The sequence below is a fragment of the Bradyrhizobium sp. AZCC 2176 genome (genome assembly GCF_036924645.1).
Classification (GTDB): domain Bacteria; phylum Pseudomonadota; class Alphaproteobacteria; order Rhizobiales; family Xanthobacteraceae; genus Bradyrhizobium.
This window is the reverse complement of record NZ_JAZHRX010000001.1, coordinates 4,024,518-4,049,476: the sequence shown is the minus strand read 5'-3', so window position 1 is coordinate 4,049,476 and position 24,959 is coordinate 4,024,518. Positions and strand designations below refer to the sequence as shown.

Below are 24,959 nucleotides of genomic sequence, written 5' to 3'. Positions count from 1 at the left end.
TGCGCAAGCTCATTCCGCCGCCGAGACGCGACCGAACTCGGTTGCCTGCAACTCGAACAGGCCGCGATAGACGCCGCCGGGACGCGCCGTCAGCATCGCATGCGTGCCCTGCTCGACGATCTTGCCGCGATCGAACACCAGGATGCGGTCGAGGCTGCGTACCGTCGACAGCCGGTGCGCGATCACGATCGAGGTGCGCCCTTTCATCAGCCGCTCCATCGCCTGCTGGATCAGGCCTTCCGATTCCGAATCGAGGCTCGAGGTCGCCTCGTCCAGGATCAGCACCGGCGCGTCCGCCAGGAACGCGCGCGCCAGCGCGACGCGCTGCCGCTCACCGCCCGACAGCTTGACGCCGCGTTCGCCGACCAGCGTGCCGTAGCCTTTCGGCAGCCGCAGGATGAAGTCATGCGCGTTGGCGAGCCGCGCCGCCTGCTCGATCGCACTCATGCTGGCGCCCGGCCGGCCATAGGCGATGTTCTCGGCCAGCGTGCGGTGAAACAGGATCGGCTCCTGCTGCACGATCGCAATCTGGCTGCGCAGCGAATCCTGCGTCGCCTGCGCGATGTCCTGACCGTCGATCAGGATCTTGCCGCCGCTGACGTCGTAGAGCCGCTGCACCAGCTTGACGAAGGTGGTCTTGCCGGAGCCGGAACGGCCGACCAGGCCAACCCGCTCGCCGGCGCGGATCTCCACCGACAGGCCGTCATACAGAGGCTCGCGATGTCCGCCATAATGGAACGTCACGTCGTCGAAGACGATGCGGCCGCCCTGGATATCGATCGGCTTCGCATCTGACGCATCGGCAATGCCGATCGGCTCGCCATGGATCGCGACGAGTTCCTCCATGTCGTTCACCGAACGCTGCAGATTGTTGATGTGCATGCCGACATCGCGCAGGTACGCGTGGATGATGTAGTAGCTGGTCAGCACATAGGTGACGTCACCCGGCGTGGCGCGGCCGGCGATCCACAGCAGGATTGCGCCGCCGATCACCGACGCGCGAAAGCACAACAACACAGCGAGCTGTGCTGTCGACGTGTAATTGTAGCGATACCACGTCCGCCGCACGCGCGTGCGCCACCGGCCGACGACGCCGGCCAGCCGCGCATCCTCGCGCGCTTCCGCGCCGAACGATTTCACCACCGCGTTGCAGGTCAGGGCATCCGCCAGCGTGCCGCCAACCTTGGTGTCCCAGGCATTGGAGACGCGCGCGGCAGGCGCGATGTAGTTGACCGAGAACGCCAGCGTCATCGACACGTAGACCACCGTGCCCACCGCGATGACCGCGCCGAGCACGGGCCAGTGCAGCCCGAGCAGGATCATCGAGCCCAGCAGCACCAGCAGCGAGGGCGCCAGCGCCATCAGGATGGTGTCGTTGAGCAGGTCGAGCGCCCACATGCCGCGCGTAATCTTGCGCACGGTCGAGCCGGCAAATGAATTGGCGTGCCAGTCGGTGGAGAAGCGCTGCACGCGCGCGAACGCGTCGCGCGACACGTCGGACATCGTCTTCAGCGTGAACGGCACGATCGCCTGCAGGCCGGTCAGCCGCAGGACCATCGACATCAGGCCGAGCGCCACGATTCCGCCGAAGGCTGCGAACGCCGCCTGCCGCGCCGCCGGGTCAGACGTGCCCAGCGTCAGCGCATCGACCAGACGGCCGGAGAAGACCGGCATGAACAGGTCGGCCGCGGTCGCGCCGAGCAGGCCGCCGGCAACGACAGCGGCGCGGCCGGGCTGTTGCAGCCAGTGGCGGAACACGAACGGGATCACCACGCGGATCGCGGCGGGACGCTTGTCTTTAAGAGCGGTCATGGCGTCATCCGGCTGCGCTCACGCAAACGCCGGCTCCATCTGAATGGACGCGCGGGCGGCTGGAAGCCGAACGCACGCGTCGTTGGAAAAATATCGATAAGTCGTTGGGAAGCTTAGAGATCGGGACGTCAGGCCCGATCAGGGCTGGTAGTGATCGCGGTCAGCCAAGCGACCGAAAATCCAGCACGGGCATCGGACGCGAGGGTGCGATCTGCGAATACATCGACATCATGCAAATCTCCCCGGTTCGAGCGACAATGCGCTGCTTATAAATGCGTCGCGGGTGATTTGCAACATGACATCAGCGTGATCGCGTATTGCCACGCTCGCTAATGCGCGTCGTCGCCGACCACTGTCGCAGACGGCTTTTTCAGGACCAGCACGAGCAGGCTGAGGCCGAAATAGAACACGGCCAGCATGAAGAAGGCGTCGCCATAGCCCATCACCACGGCCTGGCGGTGCACGATCTGCGACAATTGCTTCATCGCCATCAGCGCCGAATCGCCCATGCCCTGCAGGCGCTGGGTCAACATGTTGAGCGTCTCGACCGCGGTGGCATTGCCCCAGGTGACGCGGTCGTGCAGGCGCGAGATGTGAAGGTCGGTGCGTTCGTTCAGCACCTGGTTGATGACGGCCAGCCCCATCGCGCCGCCGAGATTGCGCGTCAGGTTGAACAGGCCGGAGGCGTTCTTCACCCGCTCCGGCGCCAGCGTGCCGAGCGCGGTCGTGTTGGTCGGCACAATCACGAGTATCATGCCGGAGCCGCGCAGGATCTGCGGCAGCAGCAATTCGTAGAAATCATATTCCTTCGTGATCCACGTCATCTGGTAGGAGCCGAGCGCAAACAGCACGAGGCCGATCGCGATCAAATAGCGCATATCGTATTTCACCATCAGCCGTCCGACGAGCGGCGCGGCCAGGAACATGGTGATGCCGGAGACGAACATCGTCTCACCAATCATCAACGGGCTGTAGCCGCGCACTTCGGCGAGATAGCGCGGATACATGTAGGTGAGGCCATAAAGACCGATGCCGACGCAGAACGAGATCAGGCAACCGACGCTGAAATTGCGGTCTGTAAAGGTTCTGAGGTCGACGATCGGCTCGCGCGCGGTGAGCACGCGCCAGAAAAAGGCGATCGCCGATACCGCGCAGATCGCCGCGCAGACCGCGACCGAGGTGTCCTCCAGCCATTGCGACTGCGGTCCCTCTTCCAGCACATATTCGAGCGTGCCGAGGAAGCCCGCCATGAACAGCAGGCCCCACCAGTCGAAATGCTCGAGCAGGGCAAAGTTCGGCCGGTCGAAATCGACCAGCGCCAGCACGCCGATGGTGATGCCGATGCCGGGAACGACGTTGATGAAGAACAGCCAGTGCCACGACATCATGTCGGTGATGAATCCGCCGACCGTCGGCCCGATGGTCGGCGCCAGCGTCGCAACCAGCCCGATGATGGGGCCGACGATGTGGAATTTCGAGCGCGGAAACACCGTGTAGGCGGATGCGAACACGGTGGGGATCATGCCCGCGCCCAGAAATCCCTGGATCGCGCGCCACAGGATCATCTGCTCGATGGTCGAGGCAAAGCCGCAGAACAAGCTTGCGACGGTGAAGCCGGAGGCGGAAATCGCAAACAACAGGCGGGTGCCGAACGCGCGCGACAGGAAGCCGGAAAGCGGAATCGCGATCACTTCGGCGATCAGGTACGAAGTCTGCACCCACGAAACTTCGCTGGAGCTCGCCGAAAGGCCGGCCTGAATCTGCTGCAGCGACGCCGAGACGACCTGGATGTCCAGGATCGACATGAACATCCCGAACACCATGATCAGGAACGCAAACAGCCGCCGCGGCGGAATGCGCTCGAGGGCGTCGTTCGCGGCATTCATCGCGGAAGGCGATGCGGCGGTGGCGTCGGCCATGATCAGCTCGGCACAGGCACCGGGCTTTCACCCGGGGGCTTCAGAAAAATTACTGCGGTTGAACCATCCCGGGCGCGTCGAGGTCGGCCTCGCTATCCGCGTCGGCCGCGCCCTCGCGGGTGTCGACGGTGGCATAGACCGACATGCCGGCGCGCAGGAGGTTCTGCTTGGCGACGTCCTTCGGCACGCGAATGCGAACCGGCAGCCGCTGCACGACCTTGGTGAAATTGCCGGTGGCATTGTCCGGCGGCAGCAGCGTGAACACCGATCCCGCCGCCGGCGAAATGCTGTCGACGACACCGGCGAACTTGCGGTGGCCATAGGCGTCGACCGAAATCTTCACGGGCTGGCCGGGGCGGATGCGCTTGAGTTGGGTCTCTTTATAGTTGGCGTCGATGAAGACGTCGTTGAGCGGCACCACGTTGGCAAGCCGCTGCCCGGCCTGGATGAAGTCGCCGGTATTGACGAGGCGGTTGGAGAAGGTGCCGTCGACCGGCGCGCGCACCGAGGTGAAGGCAAGGTCGCGCTCCGCCTTGGCAAGCTGGGTCTGCAATTCCGCAAGCTGCGCGCGGGCCTCCGCCTGCTGCGCTTTCGTCACCTCGACATTGTCGCGCGCGGCGTCATAAGCCGCTTGGGCCGACCTGACCGCCGCAATGCCCTGATCGCGGCTGGCCTCTGAAACCTCGAAGGCGGCGCGCGAGGCAAAACCCTTGGTGCTCAGCGTCTGCTGGCGATCGAAGTCGAGACCGGCGCGCTTCAGCGCCGCCTCCGCGGACGTGAGCTGCGCCCTGGTCTGCTCAACGGCGCTTTCGAGCGCCGTGACCTGGCGGCCGATGCGATCGATGGTGGCCTGCTGGGTCGCGATTTTGCTGCGCGCGGCGTCCACCGCGATGCGATAGTCGCCGTCATCGATCCTGAAGATGACGTCGCCGGCACGAACGATCGAATTGTCGCGCGGCAGGATTGCCGCGACATGGCCCGCGACGCGGGCGCCGAGCATGGTGTTGTTGGCGCGAACGTAGGCATCGTCGGTCGAGACATAGAAGCGCCCGACCAGGACGAAGTAGGCGCCGTAACCGATCGCGGCCAGCGCGAGCAGTGCGAGCGCCCCCATCATGATGAATTTGCGTTTGGCCGGCTTCGCCGCCGCGGCATCGGCGGTGGCAGCGGATGGCACGCCCGGCCGTTCGGCTTCGGGACCGCCGGGCGCCTCGGCCGGGTGGCGCCTGGTTTCTTCCGCGACGTGGGTCCGCAACTGGTCCGCAAGCTGCGCATCGGCCTCGGGCGCGGCTTCATCGTTCGCCGATTCGCGAACGATGCGTGCGGCCTGGTCTCTCGCTGCGGCCATGCCGGCCTCCCCGTTCCAAAATGCCACGATGCACGTGAGGCCGAGAAAACCGGCATGGAAACCGGCCGCCTTGGCGTATCGATCTAAAAAGTATCATTGACCGAACGGTTCGGTCAAGCTATATTGCTGCCATACCGACCATAGCGCGAGAAAAGCTTCCCGTCATATCCCGGGTTGAATTGTTGCGCGAGAAGATAAACCAATGGTTGCACCCATATCAAACACCACTCATCCCTTTGGCGAGGAGGATAGTTCGAAGCGCCGCCAGATTTTGGACGGTGCGCGAAAGGTGTTCATGGATCTGGGCTTTGATGGGGCCAGCATGAACGAGATCGCGCGCGCCGCCGGTGTTTCCAAAGGTACGCTCTACGTCTACTTCGCCGACAAGAGCCGCGCTGTTCGGAGCCATCGTCGAGGACGAAGCGCTCGAAAAGGGCAAGATCGCCTACGATCTCGATCCCAAACGCGATGTCGAAACCACGCTGCGGGAATTCGGCCAGACCTATATCGGTTCGATATGCCGGCCCGGCGGCGGATCGTCGATCCGTACGGTGATGGCGATCGCGGAGCGGATGCCGGAGGTCGGCCGCCGGTTCTACGAGAACGTGCTGGCGAAGACGATCAACCGTCTCGCCGATTATCTACAGGCCCGGATCGGGCCGGACGATCTTGCGATCGACGACTGCCACCTCGCGGCCGCGCAATTCCTGCAAATGTGCCAGGCGACGCTGTTTCTGCCGTTCGTGTTTCAGGCGGAGCCGGCGCCATCGGCGGAGCGCATCGCGCGTGTGGTCGACAGCGCGACGCGGATATTTTTGCAGACGTACCGGGCGAAGGCGGCGTAAGACCGGCCCCCTTTTCGCATCATGTCCTAAATTAGAACCTGTACGTCGCGCTTCCGAGCACGGTGCGGCCGATGCCGAAGAAGCAGTCGCCGCGGGCGAGGCACGTGGTGACATGGCGCTTGTCGGCCAGGTTGCTGGCGTTGACCTGAAACCGCCAGGGCCCGGTCTCGTAGCGGATCATCGCATCGAACAGCGTGTAGTCAGGCGTGCGGATGGTGTCGGCGCCGTCCCAGGACTCGCCGATATAGCGCACGCCGCCGCCGATCGTCACGCCCGATAGACCGAGCGCAGTGAGCCGGTACTTCGCCCATAGCGAGGCCTGGTGTTCGGGAACGACTTCGACACGCTTGCCGGCATTGTCGCCGCTTTCCACCCTGGCATCGAGGTAGGAATAGGCGCCGATCAGATCGAGGTCCGACGTCACACGGGTGATCACCTCAAGCTCGGCGCCACGAATTCGCACCTTGCCAGTCTGGACCGAGAGCAGAGAGCCGCCAGGATCGCTCGCCAACCGGTTCTTCTCGATGGTGTCAAAGATCGCGCCGTTAATCGCGGTGCCCGGCATCGGATTATACTTGAAGCCGAGTTCGACCATTTCGCCCTGCTGGGCCTTGCAGGTGCCGTCGACGCAAACGCGGGAGCCGAAAATCGGCGTGAACGATTGCGCATAGGTGACATAGGGCGTCAGGCCGAACGGCAATTCGTACATCAGTCCCGCGCGGCCGGTGGTCGCCCTGGTGTCTTCCGCCGGCGCCCCCTGCACATTATTGCTGACGAAATCCTGGCGCAGGCCGACGACCGCCAGCCACGGCCCGAGCCGCATCTGGTCCTGCGCATAGAGCCCGAGCTGACTTTGGCGCAGGTCCGGCTCCGGCGACAACGGCGGCGCGACGATGCCATTGTAGACGGGAGCATACAGATCGAATGGCGTGGGATCACGGATCTCGCCGGAGGACGACGCGCGCTCGCCGAGGGCGCGATAGTCGGCGCCGAACAGCGCCTTGTGGGTGATCGCGCCGGTCGCGAATTTCAGTTCGGCGTTGGTATCAGAGGTAAAGCTATCCTTGGTCGTCTGCCGGCTCGAGAACCAGCGCGCCACGGTGCGCCGCGTGGCGGGATCGAGAAACGGATCGGCCGGGTTAGTACTCCAATCCGGGTACATTGTCCGGTAGATGCCCTCGACATGGGCATAGCGCATGTTCTGCCGGATCTTCAGGCCGTCGCCAAAGCTGTGCTCGAACAGGCTGGAGACCGCGCCGGTTTCGGTCTGGTATTTGTCGAAGCCTGGCTCGCTGGCGAATCGCCGTACTGGAATAAGCCCGTTGGGGCCGGGATACAGCGTGCCCTCATGCGGCAGGAACGCGGTGGAGGAGCCGGTCGTGTCCTTCTGATAGGTGCCGAGCACGGTCCAACTGGTGTTGTTGGTCGGCCGCCAGGTCAGCGACGGCGCCAGCACGATGCGATCGTCCGGAACGTAATCGGTCTGTGTGCCGCTGTCGCGGAATACGCCGATGAAGCGATACAGCCACTCGCCGTCCTTGGTCAGCTTGCCGGTCGAGTCCATCTGCACTTGCTTGCGGTTGAAGCTGCCGAACTGCACGCCAATCTCGTTGAAGGCCTCCGCCTGCGGACGCTTCGAGATCAGGTTCAGGAGGCCTGCCGTCGAGGTGTCGCCATAGAGAACCGAGGCCGGGCCGCGCAGCACCTCGATGCGCTCCAGCGTATAGGGCTCGGGCCGCCATTCGTTGAAGGTGAAGGTGTTCACCATCCGGGTGCCGTCGAGATAGATGTTGGGATCCTGGCCGCGAACGCGCGGATAATCGCCGCGCGAATCCGGACCATAGGCGTCGGCGAACACGCCGGGCACGTAGCGCAGCGATTCCTGCACGGTGAGCGCGCCCTGGTCGGTGACGCGATCGGCGGTGACCACCGTGATCGATTGCGGGGTTTCGCGCAGCGGCGTGTCGGTCTTGGTGCCGGTGCCGCTCTGGCCTGCGAGATAGCCGCGCACCGGGCCGGTTCCCGTTTCCGCGCGCGCCCCGGTCGCAGCCGCGGCATCAGGCGTCTGCGCGCGCTGAGCCGCGCGACGGCTCGCCGCCGACGCGGCTTGCCGTCTCGGTGCAGGGCGCGACCGCGCGGCCGGAGCACGCGAGGGCTGGTCGACGACGACGGCCGGCAATTCTCGCGCGGACGACTGCGCTTGCGCCGGCGTCACATCGATCATCGCGGCGAGCATCGGCAGCGCGGCGCCGAGCCATCCCGCGGTCTTCAAGCATGCATTCATTTCCAGTCCTCATCGCTTCGCGCGGGACCAGTAACAAGCGCGACCATTGCGATGAAGTGCGTGAAGGATACAGCGGCGCGTCAATCACCCGTTTAGAACTAGTATTTGTCCAAACGGGTTGAGCAGCGATGGTCGAACGAAATTTAGAATTTAGTATCGATCTAAGCGGACCACGCGACAGTTGTGGTGGCGCGCAACGCGTGATTTCGCGCGAGTTCGGGAACATCGCGCGGCCGGGCAGACAAACTCGCCTTAAAAAAGAGCGAGGTGATCGGGATCAAGTTCGTGTAGCCTGACGGGCGCAGGCGCTTGCTGCCTCCTCGCTGAAGGCACAGATTCCCTGCGTCGTAGCTGGTGCAAGATGACATGACCCGTCTCGTCTTCATCCTCGCTTTGCTCTTCACCGCCCCCTGGCAGGAAGCCGAAACCGTTGACGTCAGGGACCGGGGCCCGGTCAACCTCAAGGCCTTCAACTGTCAGGACGTCACCCGGAGCAGCATCATAGCGCGCGTATGTTACGACGACGCGAACCAGTACATGCTCGTCCAGCGCAACGGCATCTACGACCATTATTGCGAACTGCCGGAGGCCGCGCGCGATGCGCTCCTGAACGCACCCTCGATGGGCCAGTACTTCATCGCGAACATCAAGGGGGCTGGCCGCGACGGGAACGGCCCGCACGACTGCCGGACACGTAAAGTATCGTCCTATCAGTGACATCAGGCCGTGCCGTCGCGGCAGCGGTCCCTGTTCGCGATCTCGTTATTTGACAATTCTTCTATTTTTGTCAAAATCGTCAAATGGCCCCGCGTACCCGCATTCTCGATGCCGCGATGCTGGTGTTCCGCCGGCAGGGTTTCCGGCGTTCGTCGATCGAACAGGCGGCGGAGGCCGCCGGCCTGACGCGGCAGGCGCTCTACCATCACTTCAAATCCAAGGAGGCGCTGTTCCGCGCCGTCATCGAACGGCTGCATGAGGACGCGCTCGCCGCAGAGATCGCGGCAGCCGGCACCGCCGAGAAGCAGGGCGGCAGCCTTGCCGATATTCTGGTCGCCTCGGTCAGCGCCAAGCTCGGACAACTGGCCGCCTCGCTCGACGGCTCGCCCCACGTCGAGGAACTATTCTCCGAACATCTCCTGCAGGCGCGCGACCTCTACCAGAAATACACCACTTTGTATGCGGAGCAGCTTGCTGCGACGATTGCGCGCGTCTGCCGCAAGCAGGGCCTGACTTTGAACGCCGGCATGACGCCGCGCGATCTGGCACGCTGCGTCGAGATGGCCGTCAACGGCACGAAATCCGCCTACCCCGCGATGCAGCCGGCCGATGCTTTCCTGAAGGATATGGAAATCATGTTGCGCACGCTGATTGCGGGCGCCGTGCGCCCGGCATCGAGGCCGCGCGCCGCCACGCTGAAGCCCGCGAAGAAAGCAGTTCCCAAATCCACCACCCGCAAATCTGGAGATCGCAGATGAGCACCATGACGATCAACGGCAAGCTCGCTCCCCTCCCCGACGATCCCGATGCGCTGCTGGTCGACGTCGTGCGCGACGCGCTCGATCTCACCGGCACCAAGCTGGTGTGCGGCGCCGGCGTCTGCGGCGCCTGCACCGTGCTGGTCGACGGCGAGCCCGCCGTGAGCTGCCTGATGCCGGCTCGATCAGCCGCGAACACCAACGTGACGACGGTAGAAGGCATCGGCGCGGCAAGACTGCACCCGGTGCAGAAGGCTTTCATGGCGCACGACGCCCTGCAATGCGGCTTCTGCACGCCGGGCTTCATCGTCGAGGCCGCGGCGTTTTGCGATTCCTGGCGCGCGGCCAAGGGAACGGCGGTGCCGTCACGCGAGGAAATCGGCGCAGCATTGTCGGGCCATCTCTGCCGCTGCGGCGCCTATGACGGCATCTTCCGCGCCGTGGCGGACGCCTGTGCCGGCCGCTTCGACGGCGACGAACTCGTCCCGCCGCGGATGGAGGCGCGCGACAAGGTGACGGGATCGGCAAAGTATACCGTCGACATCCACCATGACGGCCAGCTCGAAGGCGTGATCCTGCGCTCGCCGTTTGCGCATGCGCGGATCAGCGAATTCGATCTGGCGGCGGCGCGCGCGATGCCGGGTGTCAGCGCTGTGATCTCGCTGCTCGGCGACGACCGCATCGTTCGTTATGTCGGCGAACCGATCGCCGCCGTCGCGGCCACGGACCGCAAGACCGCGCTGGCCGCCATTGCCGGGATCAAACTCGGCAGCGAACGACTGCCGTCGGCGATCGGGCTCGACGAAGCGCGCAAGGCCGATGCACCGGTGGTGTTCGAAAAATCCGCGCGCAAGAAAGCCGGCAACGTCTCCGAAGGCGGCGGTTCGCCGGCCGCCTGGAAAGGCAATATCCGCGGACCGTCGGCGGCTTTCTCCAAAAAACCGAAAAAAGTGCGGAGCTGGATCGAGGGTGCGCGCGCGGCAAACAATCCGCTGCTGGTGGAGGGCACCTTCCGCACCGGCACGCAACAGCACGCCTGCCTCGAACCGCATGCGGCGGTGGCGCGTTTCGACGGCGACCGGCTCACCGTGCATGTCTCGACGCAGTCGGTGTTCCACCTGATGGAGCTGATCGCCAAACGCTACAAGCTCGACCGTGACAAGGTGCGCGTGATTGCTGACCATGTCGGCGGCGGCTTTGGTTCGAAGGCCGCGCTTGGCGTCGAAACGACCACCGCGATCGAACTGGCTCGTGAAGCCAGGGCACCGGTCAGCGTGGTCTATGACCGGCACGAGGAGCTTTCGGTCACCGGCTATCGGCCCGCGACGGAAATGAAGATCGCACTGCTGCCTTCCGAGCAAGGCGAATTGAAAGCGCTGTCGCTCACCGCCTATGCCGACACCGGCGCAGCGACCAATTCCACCATCGCCGCACTCGCCCGCCTGATCTATCCGGCGGAAGGCAAAGAGCTCGCCGATTTCGACGTGATCAGCAATTTGCCGGCCGGTGCTCCCTTCCGCGGACCCGGCGGACCACCGATGGCGTTTGCGCTGGAACAGGCGATCGACGAAGCGGCGCTGCGCATGAATGCCGATCCGATCGCGCTGCGCAAGCGCTGGGATCCCGATCCCAACCGCCAGCGGCTGTACGATTGGGCCTTGGACCTGGACGTCTGGCGTAACCGAAAGCCGATGGCGTCGCAGAGCGGCCGTTATCGCCGCGGCGTCGGCGTCGCCACCGGCTACTGGCTCTATCTGTGGCAGCCGGGCTCGAAGGTCGAAGTCGCTGTCAAGGGCGGACGCCTCGTTGCCAGCACCGCGACGCAGGATATCGGCACCGGCACCCGCACCGTGATCGCCAATACGGTCGCGCGCGAGTTCGGGCTCGAGCCGCATGAGATCGAGGTCAGGATCGGCGATTCAAAACTGCCGGAAGGGCCCGGCTCGGGCGGCAGCCGCGTCACCGCGTCGGTGATCCCGCCGATGCTGCTCGCGATCGAGCAGTTGAAAGCCGCGATCCAGCAAAACGCCAAGCGGCAGCCGGTCCCCGGCTCCAACGCGCCATGGCGCGAAATGCTCGCAGGCTCGCCCGACCTCTCCGCTTCCAGCGTGCGGCCGGAAGACTCCCGGCAGATGGCACCGGGCGTCCAGTCGCCGCTCAAGCAGGCCGGCTTCATGGGGATGATCTTCGGTTGGATGATGCGGCGCTTCTCCAACCTTGCGATCGGCGCCGGCATGCCAAGCTCGGTGCAGGTCGTCGAGGTCGAAGTCGATACCTGGCTCGGCCATGTGCGCGTCGTCAACGTTCACACCGGCATTGCGGTCGGCAGGATCGTGGCGCCGGCGCTGGCGCGAAGCCAGGCGGCGGGCGCTGTCATCCAGGGCATCGGCTACGCGCTCTATGAAGCGCGCGAAGTCGATTCCCGCACCGGCGATGTGCTCAGCGGCGGCATGGAGGACTATCGCATTCCGGGAATCGCGGACACGCCTGTTATCGACGTGCATTTCGACCAGGGCGGCTTCGATCACGTGCTCGGCGGCAGCGTCGGCATCGGCGAAGTCGCAACCGTGCCGACGTCGCCCGCGGTCGCCAACGCCATTCACAACGCGACCGGCGTTCGGCTGACCGAACTGCCGATCCGTCCCGACCGCCTCGTCGCCGCGCTCAAAGGGAGGGCCGCCGCATGACACCGACAACCATGACCGCCACGCAAGCCGCGGAATTCCGCGCCGCCGGCACCGACCTCTCCGAACGACGGCGCAGCGGCATTTCGACGGGACCGCTGATCGATATATCAGCCACGCCTGATACGATCGGGATGCATTGGGACACTGAGGGAAGTTTGCGCATCGGCGCCCTCACCACCATTGCGGCCATCGCTGCGGACGCGCGCCTCGCCGCGGCGTATCCGGGCATTGCGGCGTCCGCGCAAGGTCTGGCGACGCCGCAGATCCGTCATCTCGCGACCCTCGGCGGCAATCTCGCACAACGTTCGCGCTGCTGGTATTTTCGAAATCCGCATATCGTCTGCCTGAAGAAAGGCGGGTCCGATTGTCCGGCGCGATCGGGCAATCATCTTTATCACGTCGTCTTCGACCTCGGCCCCTGCGTGGCACCACATCCGTCAACGATGGCGGCTGCGCTGCTCGCCTATGAAGCGAAGGTGACCACCGACCGCAGGAGCTCGCTGACGATGGTCGACCTCCTCGGCGACGGCTCCAACGGCAGCGCCGACAACGCGCTGCAGCCGGGCGAGATGATCAAGAGCATCGAGTTGTCCGTTCCGCTGCAAGGTGAGCACGCGCTGTACAAGCGCGCGATCAGCCGCACCCATGCCGAATGGCCACTGGTTGAGGTCTGCGCCCGCGCAGTGGTCAAGGACGGTGCGTTCCAGTTCATCCGCCTCGCGGCCGGCGGCATCGCCCCGGTGCCGCTGCGGCTCGCGGCAGTGGAAGCGGCGTTGCAGGGGAAGCGGGTCAATGTAGCGGCGATTGCCAGTGCGGCGGAACGAGCGACATCAGGTGCAAAGCCGTTGCCGATGACCGGATACAAGCTCGATTTGTTGAAGGGTGTCGTTCAGGACCTGCTGGAACGGTTGGCGGGATAGCCTCTTGCAGCGATGGTAGATATTTCTTATATATCTACCATCAATGAGGCCAGGCCAAATGCATCTCAACATTAAAAACGATGAAGCGCACAAACTGGCGACCGAGTTGGCACGGCTGACCGGAGAGAGCCTGACGTCTGCCGTAACCTTGGCGCTGCGCGAACGCCTGGCGCGGGAACGCCGACATCGAAACACCGACGATGTCGCCGCACGGTTATTGAAGATCGGCAACCGATATGCGGCCTTACCCGACAGCGGACGCAGCCCGGACGAGATTCTCGGTTACGACGAGCATGGCCTGCCGACGTGATCGTGGTCGATAGTTCAGCCGTCATCGCCATTTTCCGGCAAGAAGATGATGCCGCTCATTATGCACGGTGCATTGCGGCTGACGATGATCCGATCATATCGGCCGCGAATATTGTAGAGACGTCGATTGTCTTGCGCAGTCTGAAGAAAATCGCACCGGACAGGGCCGAGCGATGGCTTGATGAATTCATCGAAACGGCGGGCATCCGGATCGAACCAGTAACGCGGGAGCAGGCGGTTGTAGCCCGCTCAGCTCATCGCCGGTTTGGAAAGGGAACCGGCCATGCCGCGGCGTTAAACTACGGAGATTGTTTTTCCTACGCGCTGGCGAAGGCCATGAGTGCCCCACTACTTTGCAAGGGAAACGACTTTCCCTTGACCGATATTGGTATCGTCTGACGGAGCGCCTCCACCTTCGCGCGTCGTGCTACGTCGCAAGAGGCCGCGTAGCCTCAATGATCCTCGAACTCGTCTTCCTCGTTGACCTTGCTGTTACCCCTGAACCAGCGCGACACCGACTTCTTGTTGGCTCCGAGCGATCCTGTCGAATAGGGATCGCGTGAGCCATAAGGATTGCGCTGGCCGGCGCGCGCGGCGACCTGGTCGCCCGACACTGCGGCCGGCTGACAAATCGTGCGCTGCGAGGCGCGGCGCATCAGGTCGACGTGGATGTGATCCTCGTGATGGGAATTCGAGCCCGGCGCCAGCACGGTGTTGAACTGCTGACAGGCGGCCGCCTGCACGTCGCGCAGAAAGCCCTGCTCTTCCGGCATGCCGCGCCAGCCGCCCTTGACCGTGATGCGGCGGCCGTCGGCAAGCGTGAAGGCCGCGATGTCGAGTGCGTTGCCGAATGCATGCTCGGAAATATGCGCGTGCGGATTGCCGTTCATGCCGCGGCAGGAATAGGCGGAGATCTGCTTGATCTCGACGACGCGCACGCCGAACCAGCGCATCGCTGCCGGCTGCACGGAATCGGTGAGCCAGCGGTCGAGCGCCGAGACGATCGGGCAGGCCAGCGTCGCCGCGGGCTTCATCGAGACCTGCCCGAAGGCGCTGACGGAATTGCCCTGCGCAGGCCCGAGCCGCGACGCGGTCGGCGATGGCGAAGAATAGGATGGCTGCGGATACGGCGCAGAGGAAGGCGGCGTGTAGCGGTCACGCGGCGGATAGGATGGTGCCGCCACATAGCCGCCATCGCGCGATGCCGGCATGCCCTGGGGCGGCAGATCGATGTCATCCTCCTGAGGCTCGATGCCCGGCGCGGACAGCGAGATCGGGCCGTTCGACGGCGCGGCATAGTTCGGCTGCCGCGGCGCCGGAGTCGGATAGCTTCCCGGATAATTTCCTTGATTGCTTCCCTGATAATTCCCCTGGGGCGGCGCTGCCGCCGGCGCGCGCGTGATCGGCCAGCGTGGCTGATTGCCGATATTGCCGGGCGGCCGAAGGCTTTCATCGGCAAAGCCGAAGCTGGTGATGTTTTCGCCGAGCGCCGCCACTTTCAGCGGATATTCCGCGCCGCACACGCCCGGACCGGAGATCGGGTCGATCCGGACCAGTTCCGGGCTCTCCTTGACCGCGCCGGACTTCAGGCAAGCGATTTCGGCCTCGGCACGCCATGGTTCGCGCTCGGCGGACTGAAAAAATCCGCGGCCACAACCCGCTAGCGAGACGAGGACGAAGGAGCCGACGAGATACAAACGAACTCCGCGCGTCATCCCCCGCACGTTCAACCAATTTATTTAAAGACTCTTCAACATGTTGATTTAACGAATTTTTTACCACGTTGCCGCGCCGCACCCGCTATGGGAAGGGCGGGATAGACAGCAACACTGACTTTTTGGGCCGGGAACGCTTTGCTAGCCTTGGGTGTTATTGCGCGCACGACGTGAACCCAGGGAGCCTTCCCAATGGATTTCGTAAGTCCTCTCGTGAGCAGACTGAGCGTTGTAGCCGCGTATGTTGCATTCGCCTTCGTCGGCGCGATTGTGCTTGGCGTGTTTTAGACTACCCGTCCAGACATGGACCTGAACGCCCGGTGACCGAGTCACTGGGCGTTTTCATGAGCGCACATGTTATGAGCGCACATGACGTTTCGAACGTGCCAGAGCCGATGACGGCGCTACGAGTGCGGCTCGGCGATCACCTGCCACGACGTCACCAAGCTGTCGGCACGGCGCGTGATGCGGCGCCAATTGTTGCCCGTGCAGTAGAAGCGGCCGAGCGCGCAGGCTTCGACGCGAAGCGTGTCGATCGCCTTGATCGACATCGTGCCGTAATATGTCTCGCCGCTGGCTTGGCTGTAGACGCTGCCGATCCATTGCCGCTCCTTCTTCGGCTTCATGTTGATCAGGATCGCTTCGCCCTTCTCGTTCGACGATGAACTGAGCGCATAGCCGCACAGCGCATTGCCGCATTTTGCGATCCGCACCGTTCCCCTGCCTTCGGTCTGCCAATCACCGATTGGAGAATCCGACGGCTCTTCCTCGGCCTGTTGCGAAACGCGCTCGACCTGCGGTGCGGGCCGCACGGCTTCGGCCGGTTTCTCGGCGGGCGGCGGCATTGGCATCGAATCCTGCTGAGCCGGCGGCGACGCGGGCGGCGGTGGAGCTGGAGGCGCCGCGACGATCTGGGTTGACGATGCGGCCGGTGTGTAGACAGCCGGCGGCGGCGCGGCCACGATGGTCTTGGCAGGCGCTGTGGTCGCCGGCGGTGCGGGGGACGAGGGGGGCGAAACCGTCTGTGGTGCTGGCGGCACGGGCTTCGCCGGCACTCCCGCGTCGCGTTCGTCGCCATAGCGGTCGCGCTTGCGGCGCCAGTCGAGGCTTCTGGACACCGAGACGCACGTGCCCAAACGGCAATGCCTGGAGGACTCGACGTACACCCGACGGCCGCCGACGCTGAATGAAATCGAACCGCCGGCATCGGCGGAAGAACTGAGCGCCATCAGCACAGCGAGAAAACAAAATCGTTTCATCGAAGCCTCCCGCGGGTGATGCGGAAAACTAGTCGCGGGGAACCTCGGCTGAATGTGATTTGAATCACCGATTTGCGCCGTTGCGGCGATTACAGCCGTCGCGTGATGTACATCACAGAGCGCGCCCCGCGCGCCGTGTAGGGTCCGCCCAAGTTCACCGCCACCGCTCAAGCCGCTCGGGAGGCTCTCATGAAGAAACTCTACGTCCTCGCTGCATTGTTGATGGCCACCACCTCGGCCCGTGCCGGCGGCATTACGCTCCAGATCAACGGCGAGCGCATCCGCGTTGAAGCGCCGCGCAACTGCAACGCCATTTCCTGCGTCAAGATCACCGCCCCCGGCTATAACGGCACGCTCGGCAATATCGATCTCAAGGGCATGGGCTCCAAGAGCAAGGACGATGACGTTGCCGACACCGCGCCTGCAGCACCGGCGGCACCCGCGCCGGCCCAGGCGACCGCGCCGCAGCCCCCCGCTCCCGTCGCTGCGCCCGCCCCGGCTCCAACCACCGTCGTGGCCGCGGCACCGACGCGGACCGAAGCCGCGCCCGCTCCGCCTCCGCCGCCCGCGCCGGTCGCGGCTGCACCAGCGCCAGCGCCGCAGCCGGCTGCCGCGGCAAGCGCGTCCGATCCGAACTCGCCGCTCGGCATCTGGGCGACGGAAGAGAACAAGGGCAACGTTCGCATCGAGGAATGCGGCGCCAATCTGTGCGGCTACTCCGTCAATACCGGCGAACGGATCCTGATCAACATGAAGCCGCAGGGCAGCAAGTGGACCGGCCGCATCCACGACCCCAGCAGCGGCCGCAACTACGACTCGACGATCGCGCTGAGGGGTACCGATACGCTCAAGGTTCAGGGCTGCGCCTTCGGCGGCATGTTCTGCGGCGGCCAGACCTGGAAGCGCGTGAGCTGACGATTTCTCCCGAGACTTGAGGCCCTGTGGTTCGCCACAGGGCCTTCTTTATGCTTCGCTCGAAAACGCTTTAGCTTGCCGCCCGGAACTGGACCTCGCCGTTGTTCAGGAAACATGTCTTGGTGAAGAGGCTCAGATCCAGCGGATTGGGCAATCTGACATCTTCCAGATCGGGGCATGGCTTCTTCAACGGATCGTATGAGCGATCGATCTGGGAGATAAAGACGAAGATCAGCCCGCGATCGCGTGCGAATGACTGCAGCGAGCGAACCTGAACCATCAATTCCGGATTTTCACGCTTCTGGTCGAGCAGTTGCAGATAGTCCACGACCACCAGGGTGCCGCGAGCCGCTGTGGCCAGCCGCTTGATGATGTAATCCGAACTCATCTCGTCGGAGCTGTCGAATTCAAACAGGCCGGCAAAATCTTCCCGCGCCACGCCGATGGCCCGGAAACGATCCAGCATGTCCCTCTCCGTATACTCCAGCGTGAAGAACACACCTCGACTGCCGGACTTCATGGCCTGTACGGCGAGTTCGAGGCTCATCAGGGTTTTACCCTGGCCCGGACGCGCACCGACCAGTACCAGGTCGCCAGGCGCCAGCCGCGCAAACAGTTTTTCGGCGGGCGCGGTTGCCGTCACTTTGGCCGCTAGCAAACTCCAGCCGCCAAAACCCTCTTGCCTGGCAATGCGGTCGAGCGCCTCGTGCAGCGGGATATGTTCCGCACGGGATAGAAGTTTGGCCTTACGTTTCAAGTGATAAAGGGGCGCAGACAGCTTCATCGAAAGAACCTCCTATTGCGAGCAATGATCGCAACCCCTCCTTATGCTTGGGTAGCTCGAACAGTTGGTTCGATGATCGCAATGGCCCCGCATGAATGATACTTTCCCGACGGAGGGGGGAGGCATGGGCCGCGCCAGAATCAGATTATAGCCAACCCTTGCCGAAGGGACATTGCCAATCTTGGGCGAGGTTACGGAAAAGTAGTGGAAGAGCCAAAATTCCGGTGTGAAAGCGCCACACCCGCGCGCTTGATCATTTGCGCTCGCCCCGACACCAAGCGCCGCGTTCATCCCGCATTCAGCCTGATGGCGCTGAAATCGGATTCCCGCCTGCTGCCTTCCCTCCGTGAACGGAAATATCCCGATGTCGCGCCAACTTTCCTTCGCGCTCGTGCTGCTTGCCTGCGGCACGCTGATCGGCGCGGGACAAGTTTTCGCAGGCGCTTCCGAACTGACGCAACTGGCGCAGGCACAGATCGATCCTTCGCAGCCCGCCGCACCGGCGACATCGACACCTGACGCGACCACGCCCACAACCGACGCGCAGGCGCCGGAAGAGCCGATCGGCAATGTCGCCACCGTGACCGGCAGCGCTAGCGTGATCCGCGACGACAAGACCACGCCGCTCAAGGTCAAGGACGACATCTATCTCAACGACGTCGTGCAGACCGGCGCCAATGCCGCGCTCGGCATCACCTTCATCGACAACACCACCTTCAATCTCAAGGCCAACACGAAGATCACCATCGACAATTACGTCTATGAGGATGGCGGCAAGAGCAATGCGGCGATCTTCGATGTCGCCAAGGGTACCGCCGCTTTCGTCGCTGCCTCGGTGGCAAAAACCGGCGACATGAAGATCACGACGCCGACGGCAACGCTCGGTATTCGCGGCACCACCGGCCTCGTCGAAGTGCCGGAGGGGGCTGCCGCCAACAATCCGCGGAATGTCGCGGTCAAGCTCTATCCCGACGCCGACGGAAAGGTCGGCCGCATCGAGGTCAATGACCGCGCCGGCGCACGGCTCGGTTTTCTGACGCAGGGCGCGAGCGGCTTCACCATCCGGCCAGGCGCCGGCGGCGCGCGCTTCGCCGCGGTGCCGCTGGTGATTCCGCAAGCGGTGATGCTGCGAGATCAGGGATTTGTGCGTCAGCTTCACTCGACGCAAAATTTCGGCCGGCAGGTCGTGTTCCAGCAGCGCGAATTCCGCCGCGCCAATCCCACCTTCGTCAATCCGAACCGGCCGATGCGGCAGCTTCAGCCCGGCCAGCGGCGACAGAATGGCCTGCCGGGACAACCCGGTCAGCCGCCACTGCCGGCCGTACCGAACCGCCAGGGACAGCAGCCTGATCGGCTCAATCGTCCCGGACAGCCGCAACAGCCGGGTCAATTGAACCGGCCCGGGCAGCAGCAGCAACAGCCGGGCGCGCCGAACCGCCAAGGACAGCAGCAGCCGCGCTCGCCAAATCAGCCCGGCGTGCCGCCGCCGCGGACCGGACAACCGTCACGACCCGGCCTGCCACCGCAGCCCGGCCTGCCGCCACGCGCAGGCCCACCGCAACAACCCTATGCACCTGCGCAGCCGGGCGCAGCCCCGCAGGGGCGGCCGGGACTGCAGCCCGGCGTCCAGGGCGCGCCAGCCCTGCAACGTCCGGGATTGCCCGCCGCGCCGCGGCGGCCTGCGCCCGCGCCGCAGCGAGGCAAGCCGCCGAAGCAATTGCGCTAGCGGATTCCGCCTGCGTTCCCCGGACGCGGTGCACCACAAAGTGGTGCGCCGCAGAGCCGGGGCCCACTATCCGCCATGCGACTGTGGGTCCCGGTTCTGCGGCGCATCGCTGGCGCGCTGCATCGCGCCCGGGACACGAATGCCAATGAGTCTCAGCAGGTTTCGAAGGAAGCCCACGCGGGCGGCTTTGTGCTCACGAACCATAGGTTCTGCCGCTGCCGGCAACGCCATGCCTTCGACACCATTCGCCGCGGCCACCGCGATCGGGCCAACGCTCTCCAGAAAAGCGCGCTCATAACCGCGCGACAGCCGTTCGACGGCTTCTCCGAGCGGCAGCCAATCCACGGCTTTCACGTCTCGCATCAGTTGGCGCGTGGGCGTGTTGCCCGCTGCCATGCGCCAGTAATGCACGACCTTGGCGCCGCCGCGGGATTCGTAGGCCAGCGTGCCCAGAAATTCGTGCACGGCGACATCATGCCCGGTTTCTTCCATCACCTCGCGCATCGCGGCGGCGCGCGGCGTCTCGCCGTCGTCGAGCTTGCCCTTGGGCAAAACCCATTCGTTGCGCTTGCGCAGGCGTACCACGGCGACCAGCGGCGGCTCCGCCTGCCGCAGCACAATGCCTCCCGCCGCCAGCACGGACGCTCTCGCCATTTCTCGTTTCCCGCGTTTTCGCGATCGCGAGCATATAGAGATAATCGCCGGGATAATCGAGATTAAACCTGCGGTTTTCGCAACAGCGGCTCGCCGGCACGGATGCGCGCCCCCTCCGCAATATGGTCGGCGAATTCGAAATGCTCGGGCGCCAGCACGATGATGGTGGAGCCGTGTTCGAACCAGCCGAGCTCATCGCCCTTGCGGACGTTTGCATCGCACGGAAACACTGTCGGTCCCCTGCTCCGCGCATTGAGCGTGACGTCGAGGAAATGCAGCCGGATGCTGGCGACCAAAATCGCCGCGACCGGCACCAGCGTCAGCGCCTCGCCAGACGGCAGGCGCATCTCGAGCACCGCCCGCTCGTTCTTGCAGAACAGACGCTCCACCCGCTTCAGTGCGATCGGATTGACGTTCCAGACATCGCCATGGATGAACGTCACCCGCTCGATCTTGCCGTCATATGGCGCGTGAAACCGGTGATACATGCTCGACGTCAGCCTGAGCGTGAGGAAGCGGCCGTTGCGGTGGCGCTCGACCAGCGCGGGATCGCCGAGCAAGTCAAGCAGCGAATAAGGCGCCCCCTTGATCTGAAACAGCTCGGTATCCGCAATCTTGCCGAAGGCGCCGATGATGCCGTCGGAGGGACTGGCCACAACAGCCGGATCGGGATCCGCCGGGCGCAGGCCGGGGCGCAGTTCGCGCGTAAAGCAATCGTGCAGGCTTTTGAATTCGGTCTTTTTGGCTTCCGACAGATCGAGGTCGGAAAACAGCCGCCAGCACGCAATCGAGGCATCGCGCACCACAGGGTTTTCGATCTTGCTGAACCAGCCCATGAAGCGCGTCAGCGCCGCCCGCGGGATGCGGTTGGTCAACAGGAAATTGAGGTCTTCCTGCTGGGTGAAGCGGGCGATCAGGCCCCTTGTTGTCATCAATCTGTCAGCAGGATTGGCTAGCGCTTCAGGCATGGATTCGTCCCTTCCGATTCTTTCGCTGTCCGCCGCTGCGGTCGCTGTTACAGCGGCAGTGTTCCCCAAATTACAGGCGCGGCTGGCGCTGTCCCGCGCCAAGCACCGTTCGTTGACCGGACATTCCAAAATGTCCAAAATGGTCGCGCGGCTGGTGCCGCATTACGAGTTCGATATCGACGGCTTCTTCTGTTCCGACGGTGCGCCCGCCGACGTCGCCATGCAGCGCCAGGACGCCTTCTTCCGCCTCGCCTGCCTCTATGAGGAGCGCTACGCCAGGGGCCGGCAGATGACGGCGGAGGCGGCTACGCACATCTCCGACCTGCAGTTCACCGAGACCTACCGGGTGCCGTTCCAGTACAGCCGCCTGATGCGGGAGAATCTCGGCACCGGCGCGTTCATGCAGTCCTCCGCCGGAGTCACCGTCACGGATGTCGACGGCAATGTGTTCTACGACCTGACCGGCTCTTACGGCGTCAACATCTTCGGCAATGATTTTTACAAGGAATGCATCACGGAAGCCGAAAAGCGCGCCCACGCGCTGGGCCCTGTGCTCGGCCCCTATCATCCCGTCATCACCGACAATGTGCGGCGGCTGTGCGAGATTTCCGGCCTCGACGAAGTCTCGTTCCACATGTCCGGCACCGAAGCGGTCATGCAGGCGGTGCGGCTGGCGCGCTACCACACCAAGCGCACGCATCTGGTTCGTTTCGCCGGCGCCTATCACGGCTGGTGGGGCGACGTGCAGCCAGGCGTCGGCAATCCAGTTTCGCCGCACGAGACCTATACGCTGGCCGACATGTCGGAGCGGACGCTGCATGTGCTGCGCACGCGCAAGGATATCGCCTGCGTGCTGGTCAATCCGCTGCAGGCGCTGCATCCCAATGCCAATGCGCCCGGCGATTCCGCGCTCGTCGACAGTTCGCGCAAGGGCGCGTTCGATCGCGCGGCTTACACCGAATGGCTGAAGAAGCTGCGCGAGGTCTGTACCCAACGCGGCATCGTCCTGATCTTCGACGAAATCTTCGTCGGCTTCCGCCTCGCCGCCAAAGGCGCGCAGGAATATTTCGGCGTGCGCGCCGACATGGTGACCTACGGCAAGAGCCTCGCCGGCGGCCTCCCCGTCGGCGTGGTCTGCGGCCGCAAGGAGCTGATGCGCCGCTTCCGCGACGATCGCCCGGCCGACGTCTGCTTCGCCCGCGGCACCTTCAACTCGCATCCTTACGTGATGACGGCGATGGATGAATTCCTGAGCCGGCTCGCCAGCCCGAACTTCAATGCGGTCTATCAGGGACTCGACGAGACCTGGAACGGCCGCGCCGCCGCGTTGAACGCACGGCTCGCGGCAAGCGACCTGCCCGTCCGCGTCAGCAATCTCTCCTCGATCTGGATGGTGCAATATACCGAACCGTCCCGCTACAACTGGATGCTTCAATATTATCTCCGCGCCGAAGGACTGGCGCTGAGCTGGGTCGGCACCGGCCGGCTGGTCTTCAGCCTCAACTATACCGACGCGGATTTCGCTGAAGTGGCCGATCGCTTTGTCGCAGCCACCGAGAAGATGAAGCGCGACGGCTGGTGGTGGCACGATGCCGCGTTGACCAACAAGAACATCAAGCGGCAGATCCTGAAAGAGATGCTTGCCAAGCGGTTTGGACGCTGAAGGCGCGCTTCCATCTATTGTCGTCGCCAGACTGGTCTCATTCGTCATTGCCAGCGACAAACGCGAAGCGCTTGTCGCTCGCAACGACGGCTTCACAACTGCTTGCCCATGACTTGCTCTCTCGTCATGCCCGGGCTTGTCCCGGGCATCCACGTCTTGGCTGCGGGTCGCAGGAAGCCGTGGATGGCCGGGACAAGCCCGGCCATGACGGCGGTGTTGGATCAAGCCCAACACTCACGCGTGCTTGACGTGCTTTTCGAGGCCGGGATCGATCAACTCGCCCTTCATCAGAGCCAGCGGCGCCTTGTAGTACAGCTTCAGGTCGCTGAAGGGGTCGGTGAGGATCTTCGTCATCCAGACCAAACCGGTCTCGATGTCTCGGATGAAGAACAGATGGACGGTGCGGAACAACAGCCCGCCGATGCCGACCGCGAGCCAGACCTTGGCAACCTGGCGCATGAAGTCCGCCGTCGAAGTCCAGGGCGTAAACAACCCGAACAGCGTCGGGTCGAGATACAAGACCAGCGGCGACAGCGCCCAGATCGTCATCAGCACGACTTTGCGCTGCAGATTGTAGCCGACCTTGATCTCTTCCTTGTGCTCGTGGGTCGCCTGGTTGACGTGGTCGTAGCCGCGCGGCTCGAAGAAGAAGTGACCGGCCTGGCGCGTCGTCATCGAAACCAGCCAGCCGACCAGCGCGGACACCACGGGATCGAAGAACAGCATCGCATAGGCGAACAGAAAACTCGCTGCGCTGACGAAGTGCAGCGACTGGTTGATGCGGCTGTGGTGATAATAGCGGTGGTCGTCCCAGCGCTGGGTTCGCAGTTCCTGCAGGAAGTCCTTGATCATTTTCTACCCCCAAATTCTTTCGGGTTTGTGTCTATCGGGATTCGATGTCCGGCATGTGACATCATGATGTTGACATGTGACGGCTTGCAGCGACACGATGACGTGGGCGTCAACGCTTGCGCGTCAGGCAGCCGCGGCGATGTCGGCTTTACGAAAACGCACCAGGGAGAAATGGCCGAGCGGCGGCACCAGGCGGCGCTCCGCCAGTTCCATGCCGCGCGCGCCCGCCAGCCATTGCGCATAGCGGGACCAGGCGAATTCAGCGGTGCGGAATCCGAGCGGGCGCACCACCGGCTGCAGGCGCTGCTCGATGAAGCGGCGCATGCCGGCATCGGCGCTGACGCGGGTCAGGATGATGAGTTCGCCGCCCGGCCGCAGCACACGGGCGAATTCGTCGAGCGCCTTTTCGGGGTTCGGTACCGCGGTGACGACATATTGCGCCATCACGACGTCGAACGAATCGTCGGGGAATTCAAGATTTTCGGCGTCCATCACCGCAAGGCCTTCGACGTTCTTGAGGCCGAGTTCGTCGACGCGCTTCTTCGCCTTCTGCAGCATCGCCTCCGAAATGTCGGTGCCGAAGATGCGCAGATGCGGTCCGTAGAGCGGCAGCGAAATGCCGGTGCCGACGCCGACCTCGAGCACGCGGCCGCCGATCTTGTTGGTCGCCGCAATCGCCGCCTTGCGGCCCTTGGAGAACACGCCCCCGAACACGAGGTCGTAAACCGGCGCCCAGCGATCATAGGCCTGCTCGACCGTTTCGCGGTCGAAATCCAGGGGCCTGCTGCCGTCAAGCTTGATGATGTCTGCCATGGTTCTGCCTT

20 protein-coding genes and 1 pseudogene are annotated in these 24,959 nt (G+C 64.1%); 10 read left to right on the top strand and 11 right to left on the bottom strand.

Features of this window, described 5'->3' with window-relative positions; genetic code table 11:
• Positions 1 to 9: 9 nt before the first annotated feature.
• From V1288_RS19150 to V1288_RS19140, 3 genes are all read right to left on the bottom strand, one after another.
• Complete coding sequence (locus tag V1288_RS19150) at positions 10 to 1,812, bottom strand: ABC transporter ATP-binding protein (RefSeq protein WP_334358512.1); 1,803 nt, start codon at positions 1,810 to 1,812, stop codon at positions 10 to 12.
• A gap of 329 nt (positions 1,813 to 2,141) precedes the next feature.
• On the bottom strand, positions 2,142 to 3,731 hold the full coding sequence (locus V1288_RS19145; RefSeq protein WP_334358511.1) for a DHA2 family efflux MFS transporter permease subunit: 1,590 nt from the start codon (positions 3,729 to 3,731) through the stop codon (positions 2,142 to 2,144).
• 49 nt (positions 3,732 to 3,780) lie between these two features.
• Positions 3,781 to 5,079, bottom strand: coding sequence for an HlyD family secretion protein (locus V1288_RS19140; RefSeq protein ID WP_334358510.1), 1,299 nt, complete (start codon positions 5,077 to 5,079; stop codon positions 3,781 to 3,783).
• A 202-nt stretch (positions 5,080 to 5,281) separates the two neighbouring features.
• Here V1288_RS19140 and V1288_RS19135 point away from each other — a divergent pair.
• Positions 5,282 to 5,924: pseudogene (locus V1288_RS19135) on the top strand (TetR/AcrR family transcriptional regulator).
• A 31-nt stretch (positions 5,925 to 5,955) separates the two neighbouring features.
• Here the strand turns inward: V1288_RS19135 and V1288_RS19130 are convergent.
• Complete coding sequence (locus tag V1288_RS19130) at positions 5,956 to 8,208, bottom strand: TonB-dependent siderophore receptor (protein WP_334358509.1); 2,253 nt, start codon at positions 8,206 to 8,208, stop codon at positions 5,956 to 5,958.
• A gap of 366 nt (positions 8,209 to 8,574) precedes the next feature.
• Between V1288_RS19130 and V1288_RS19125 the strand changes: the two genes are divergently transcribed.
• The 6 genes from V1288_RS19125 (at position 8,575) to V1288_RS19100 (ending at position 13,998) form a co-directional block, all read left to right on the top strand.
• A complete protein-coding gene (locus tag V1288_RS19125) occupies positions 8,575 to 8,925 on the top strand; it encodes a KTSC domain-containing protein (RefSeq protein WP_334358508.1) in 351 nt (116 codons plus the stop codon).
• Between the two features lie 83 nt (positions 8,926 to 9,008).
• Complete coding sequence (locus tag V1288_RS19120) at positions 9,009 to 9,683, top strand: TetR/AcrR family transcriptional regulator (RefSeq protein WP_334358507.1); 675 nt, start codon at positions 9,009 to 9,011, stop codon at positions 9,681 to 9,683.
• Complete coding sequence (locus V1288_RS19115; protein ID WP_334358506.1) at positions 9,680 to 12,370, top strand: molybdopterin-dependent oxidoreductase; 2,691 nt, start codon at positions 9,680 to 9,682, stop codon at positions 12,368 to 12,370. The genes V1288_RS19120 and V1288_RS19115 overlap by 4 nt, the downstream gene beginning before the upstream one ends.
• Positions 12,367 to 13,290: an FAD binding domain-containing protein gene (locus tag V1288_RS19110; RefSeq protein ID WP_334358505.1), complete on the top strand. Its 924-nt coding sequence runs from the start codon at positions 12,367 to 12,369 to the stop codon at positions 13,288 to 13,290. Before V1288_RS19115 ends, V1288_RS19110 begins: the two co-directional genes overlap by 4 nt.
• A gap of 58 nt (positions 13,291 to 13,348) precedes the next feature.
• Positions 13,349 to 13,600: a type II toxin-antitoxin system VapB family antitoxin gene (locus V1288_RS19105; RefSeq protein ID WP_334358504.1), complete on the top strand. Its 252-nt coding sequence runs from the start codon at positions 13,349 to 13,351 to the stop codon at positions 13,598 to 13,600.
• On the top strand, positions 13,597 to 13,998 hold the full coding sequence (locus V1288_RS19100) for a type II toxin-antitoxin system VapC family toxin (protein ID WP_334358503.1): 402 nt from the start codon (positions 13,597 to 13,599) through the stop codon (positions 13,996 to 13,998). The genes V1288_RS19105 and V1288_RS19100 overlap by 4 nt, the downstream gene beginning before the upstream one ends.
• A gap of 53 nt (positions 13,999 to 14,051) precedes the next feature.
• Here the strand turns inward: V1288_RS19100 and V1288_RS19095 are convergent, their stop codons facing one another.
• On the bottom strand, positions 14,052 to 15,314 hold the full coding sequence (locus V1288_RS19095; protein WP_334358502.1) for an extensin-like domain-containing protein: 1,263 nt from the start codon (positions 15,312 to 15,314) through the stop codon (positions 14,052 to 14,054).
• A 404-nt stretch (positions 15,315 to 15,718) separates the two neighbouring features.
• The gene (locus tag V1288_RS19090; protein ID WP_334358501.1) at positions 15,719 to 16,573 is read right to left on the bottom strand and encodes a DUF2147 domain-containing protein; all 855 of its coding nucleotides are present in this window, start codon (positions 16,571 to 16,573) and stop codon (positions 15,719 to 15,721) included.
• A gap of 189 nt (positions 16,574 to 16,762) precedes the next feature.
• On the opposite strand from V1288_RS19090, the gene V1288_RS19085 reads away from it, so the two are divergent.
• Positions 16,763 to 17,488, top strand: a complete 726-nt coding sequence (locus V1288_RS19085) for a DUF2147 domain-containing protein (RefSeq protein WP_334358500.1) — start codon at positions 16,763 to 16,765, stop codon at positions 17,486 to 17,488.
• Positions 17,489 to 17,558: 70 nt separating this feature from the next.
• Here V1288_RS19085 and V1288_RS19080 read toward each other — a convergent pair whose 3' ends face one another.
• The gene (locus V1288_RS19080; RefSeq protein ID WP_334358499.1) at positions 17,559 to 18,272 is read right to left on the bottom strand and encodes a DNA helicase; all 714 of its coding nucleotides are present in this window, start codon (positions 18,270 to 18,272) and stop codon (positions 17,559 to 17,561) included.
• 364 nt (positions 18,273 to 18,636) lie between these two features.
• Here V1288_RS19080 and V1288_RS19075 point away from each other — a divergent pair, with 364 nt between their 5' ends.
• A complete protein-coding gene (locus V1288_RS19075; protein ID WP_334358498.1) occupies positions 18,637 to 19,998 on the top strand; it encodes a FecR family protein in 1,362 nt (453 codons plus the stop codon).
• A gap of 66 nt (positions 19,999 to 20,064) precedes the next feature.
• On the opposite strand, the gene V1288_RS19070 is transcribed toward V1288_RS19075, so the two are convergent.
• Positions 20,065 to 20,637, bottom strand: a complete 573-nt coding sequence (locus tag V1288_RS19070) for an NUDIX hydrolase (protein WP_334358497.1) — start codon at positions 20,635 to 20,637, stop codon at positions 20,065 to 20,067.
• 77 nt (positions 20,638 to 20,714) lie between these two features.
• On the bottom strand, positions 20,715 to 21,584 hold the full coding sequence (gene asd / locus V1288_RS19065) for an archaetidylserine decarboxylase (protein WP_334361351.1): 870 nt from the start codon (positions 21,582 to 21,584) through the stop codon (positions 20,715 to 20,717).
• A gap of 34 nt (positions 21,585 to 21,618) precedes the next feature.
• Between asd and V1288_RS19060 the strand changes: the two genes are divergently transcribed.
• A complete protein-coding gene (locus tag V1288_RS19060; protein ID WP_334358496.1) occupies positions 21,619 to 23,283 on the top strand; it encodes an aminotransferase class III-fold pyridoxal phosphate-dependent enzyme in 1,665 nt (554 codons plus the stop codon).
• Positions 23,284 to 23,517: 234 nt separating this feature from the next.
• On the opposite strand, the gene V1288_RS19055 is transcribed toward V1288_RS19060, so the two are convergent.
• Both V1288_RS19055 and V1288_RS19050 read right to left on the bottom strand, forming a co-directional pair.
• Complete coding sequence (locus V1288_RS19055; protein ID WP_334358495.1) at positions 23,518 to 24,135, bottom strand: hypothetical protein; 618 nt, start codon at positions 24,133 to 24,135, stop codon at positions 23,518 to 23,520.
• Between the two features lie 123 nt (positions 24,136 to 24,258).
• Positions 24,259 to 24,948, bottom strand: a complete 690-nt coding sequence (locus tag V1288_RS19050) for a class I SAM-dependent methyltransferase (RefSeq protein WP_334358494.1) — start codon at positions 24,946 to 24,948, stop codon at positions 24,259 to 24,261.
• Between the last annotated feature and the right edge of the window lie 11 nt (positions 24,949 to 24,959).

What these genes read in the sequence shown, in the direction of transcription:
- V1288_RS19150 (WP_334358512.1), bottom strand. Translation starts at nt 1,812, where the DNA reads ATGACCGCTCTTAAAGACAAGCGTCCCGCCGCGATCCGCGTGGTGATC.
- V1288_RS19145 (WP_334358511.1), bottom strand. Translation starts at nt 3,731, where the DNA reads ATGGCCGACGCCACCGCCGCATCGCCTTCCGCGATGAATGCCGCGAAC.
- V1288_RS19140 (WP_334358510.1), bottom strand. Translation starts at nt 5,079, where the DNA reads ATGGCCGCAGCGAGAGACCAGGCCGCACGCATCGTTCGCGAATCGGCG.
- V1288_RS19130 (WP_334358509.1), bottom strand. Translation starts at nt 8,208, where the DNA reads ATGAATGCATGCTTGAAGACCGCGGGATGGCTCGGCGCCGCGCTGCCG.
- V1288_RS19125 (WP_334358508.1), top strand. Translation starts at nt 8,575, where the DNA reads ATGACCCGTCTCGTCTTCATCCTCGCTTTGCTCTTCACCGCCCCCTGG.
- V1288_RS19120 (WP_334358507.1), top strand. Translation starts at nt 9,009, where the DNA reads ATGGCCCCGCGTACCCGCATTCTCGATGCCGCGATGCTGGTGTTCCGC.
- V1288_RS19115 (WP_334358506.1), top strand. Translation starts at nt 9,680, where the DNA reads ATGAGCACCATGACGATCAACGGCAAGCTCGCTCCCCTCCCCGACGAT.
- V1288_RS19110 (WP_334358505.1), top strand. Translation starts at nt 12,367, where the DNA reads ATGACACCGACAACCATGACCGCCACGCAAGCCGCGGAATTCCGCGCC.
- V1288_RS19105 (WP_334358504.1), top strand. Translation starts at nt 13,349, where the DNA reads ATGCATCTCAACATTAAAAACGATGAAGCGCACAAACTGGCGACCGAG.
- V1288_RS19095 (WP_334358502.1), bottom strand. Translation starts at nt 15,314, where the DNA reads ATGACGCGCGGAGTTCGTTTGTATCTCGTCGGCTCCTTCGTCCTCGTC.
- V1288_RS19090 (WP_334358501.1), bottom strand. Translation starts at nt 16,573, where the DNA reads ATGAAACGATTTTGTTTTCTCGCTGTGCTGATGGCGCTCAGTTCTTCC.
- V1288_RS19085 (WP_334358500.1), top strand. Translation starts at nt 16,763, where the DNA reads ATGAAGAAACTCTACGTCCTCGCTGCATTGTTGATGGCCACCACCTCG.
- V1288_RS19080 (WP_334358499.1), bottom strand. Translation starts at nt 18,272, where the DNA reads ATGAAGCTGTCTGCGCCCCTTTATCACTTGAAACGTAAGGCCAAACTT.
- V1288_RS19075 (WP_334358498.1), top strand. Translation starts at nt 18,637, where the DNA reads ATGTCGCGCCAACTTTCCTTCGCGCTCGTGCTGCTTGCCTGCGGCACG.
- asd (WP_334361351.1), bottom strand. Translation starts at nt 21,584, where the DNA reads ATGACAACAAGGGGCCTGATCGCCCGCTTCACCCAGCAGGAAGACCTC.
- V1288_RS19060 (WP_334358496.1), top strand. Translation starts at nt 21,619, where the DNA reads ATGGATTCGTCCCTTCCGATTCTTTCGCTGTCCGCCGCTGCGGTCGCT.
- V1288_RS19055 (WP_334358495.1), bottom strand. Translation starts at nt 24,135, where the DNA reads ATGATCAAGGACTTCCTGCAGGAACTGCGAACCCAGCGCTGGGACGAC.
- V1288_RS19050 (WP_334358494.1), bottom strand. Translation starts at nt 24,948, where the DNA reads ATGGCAGACATCATCAAGCTTGACGGCAGCAGGCCCCTGGATTTCGAC.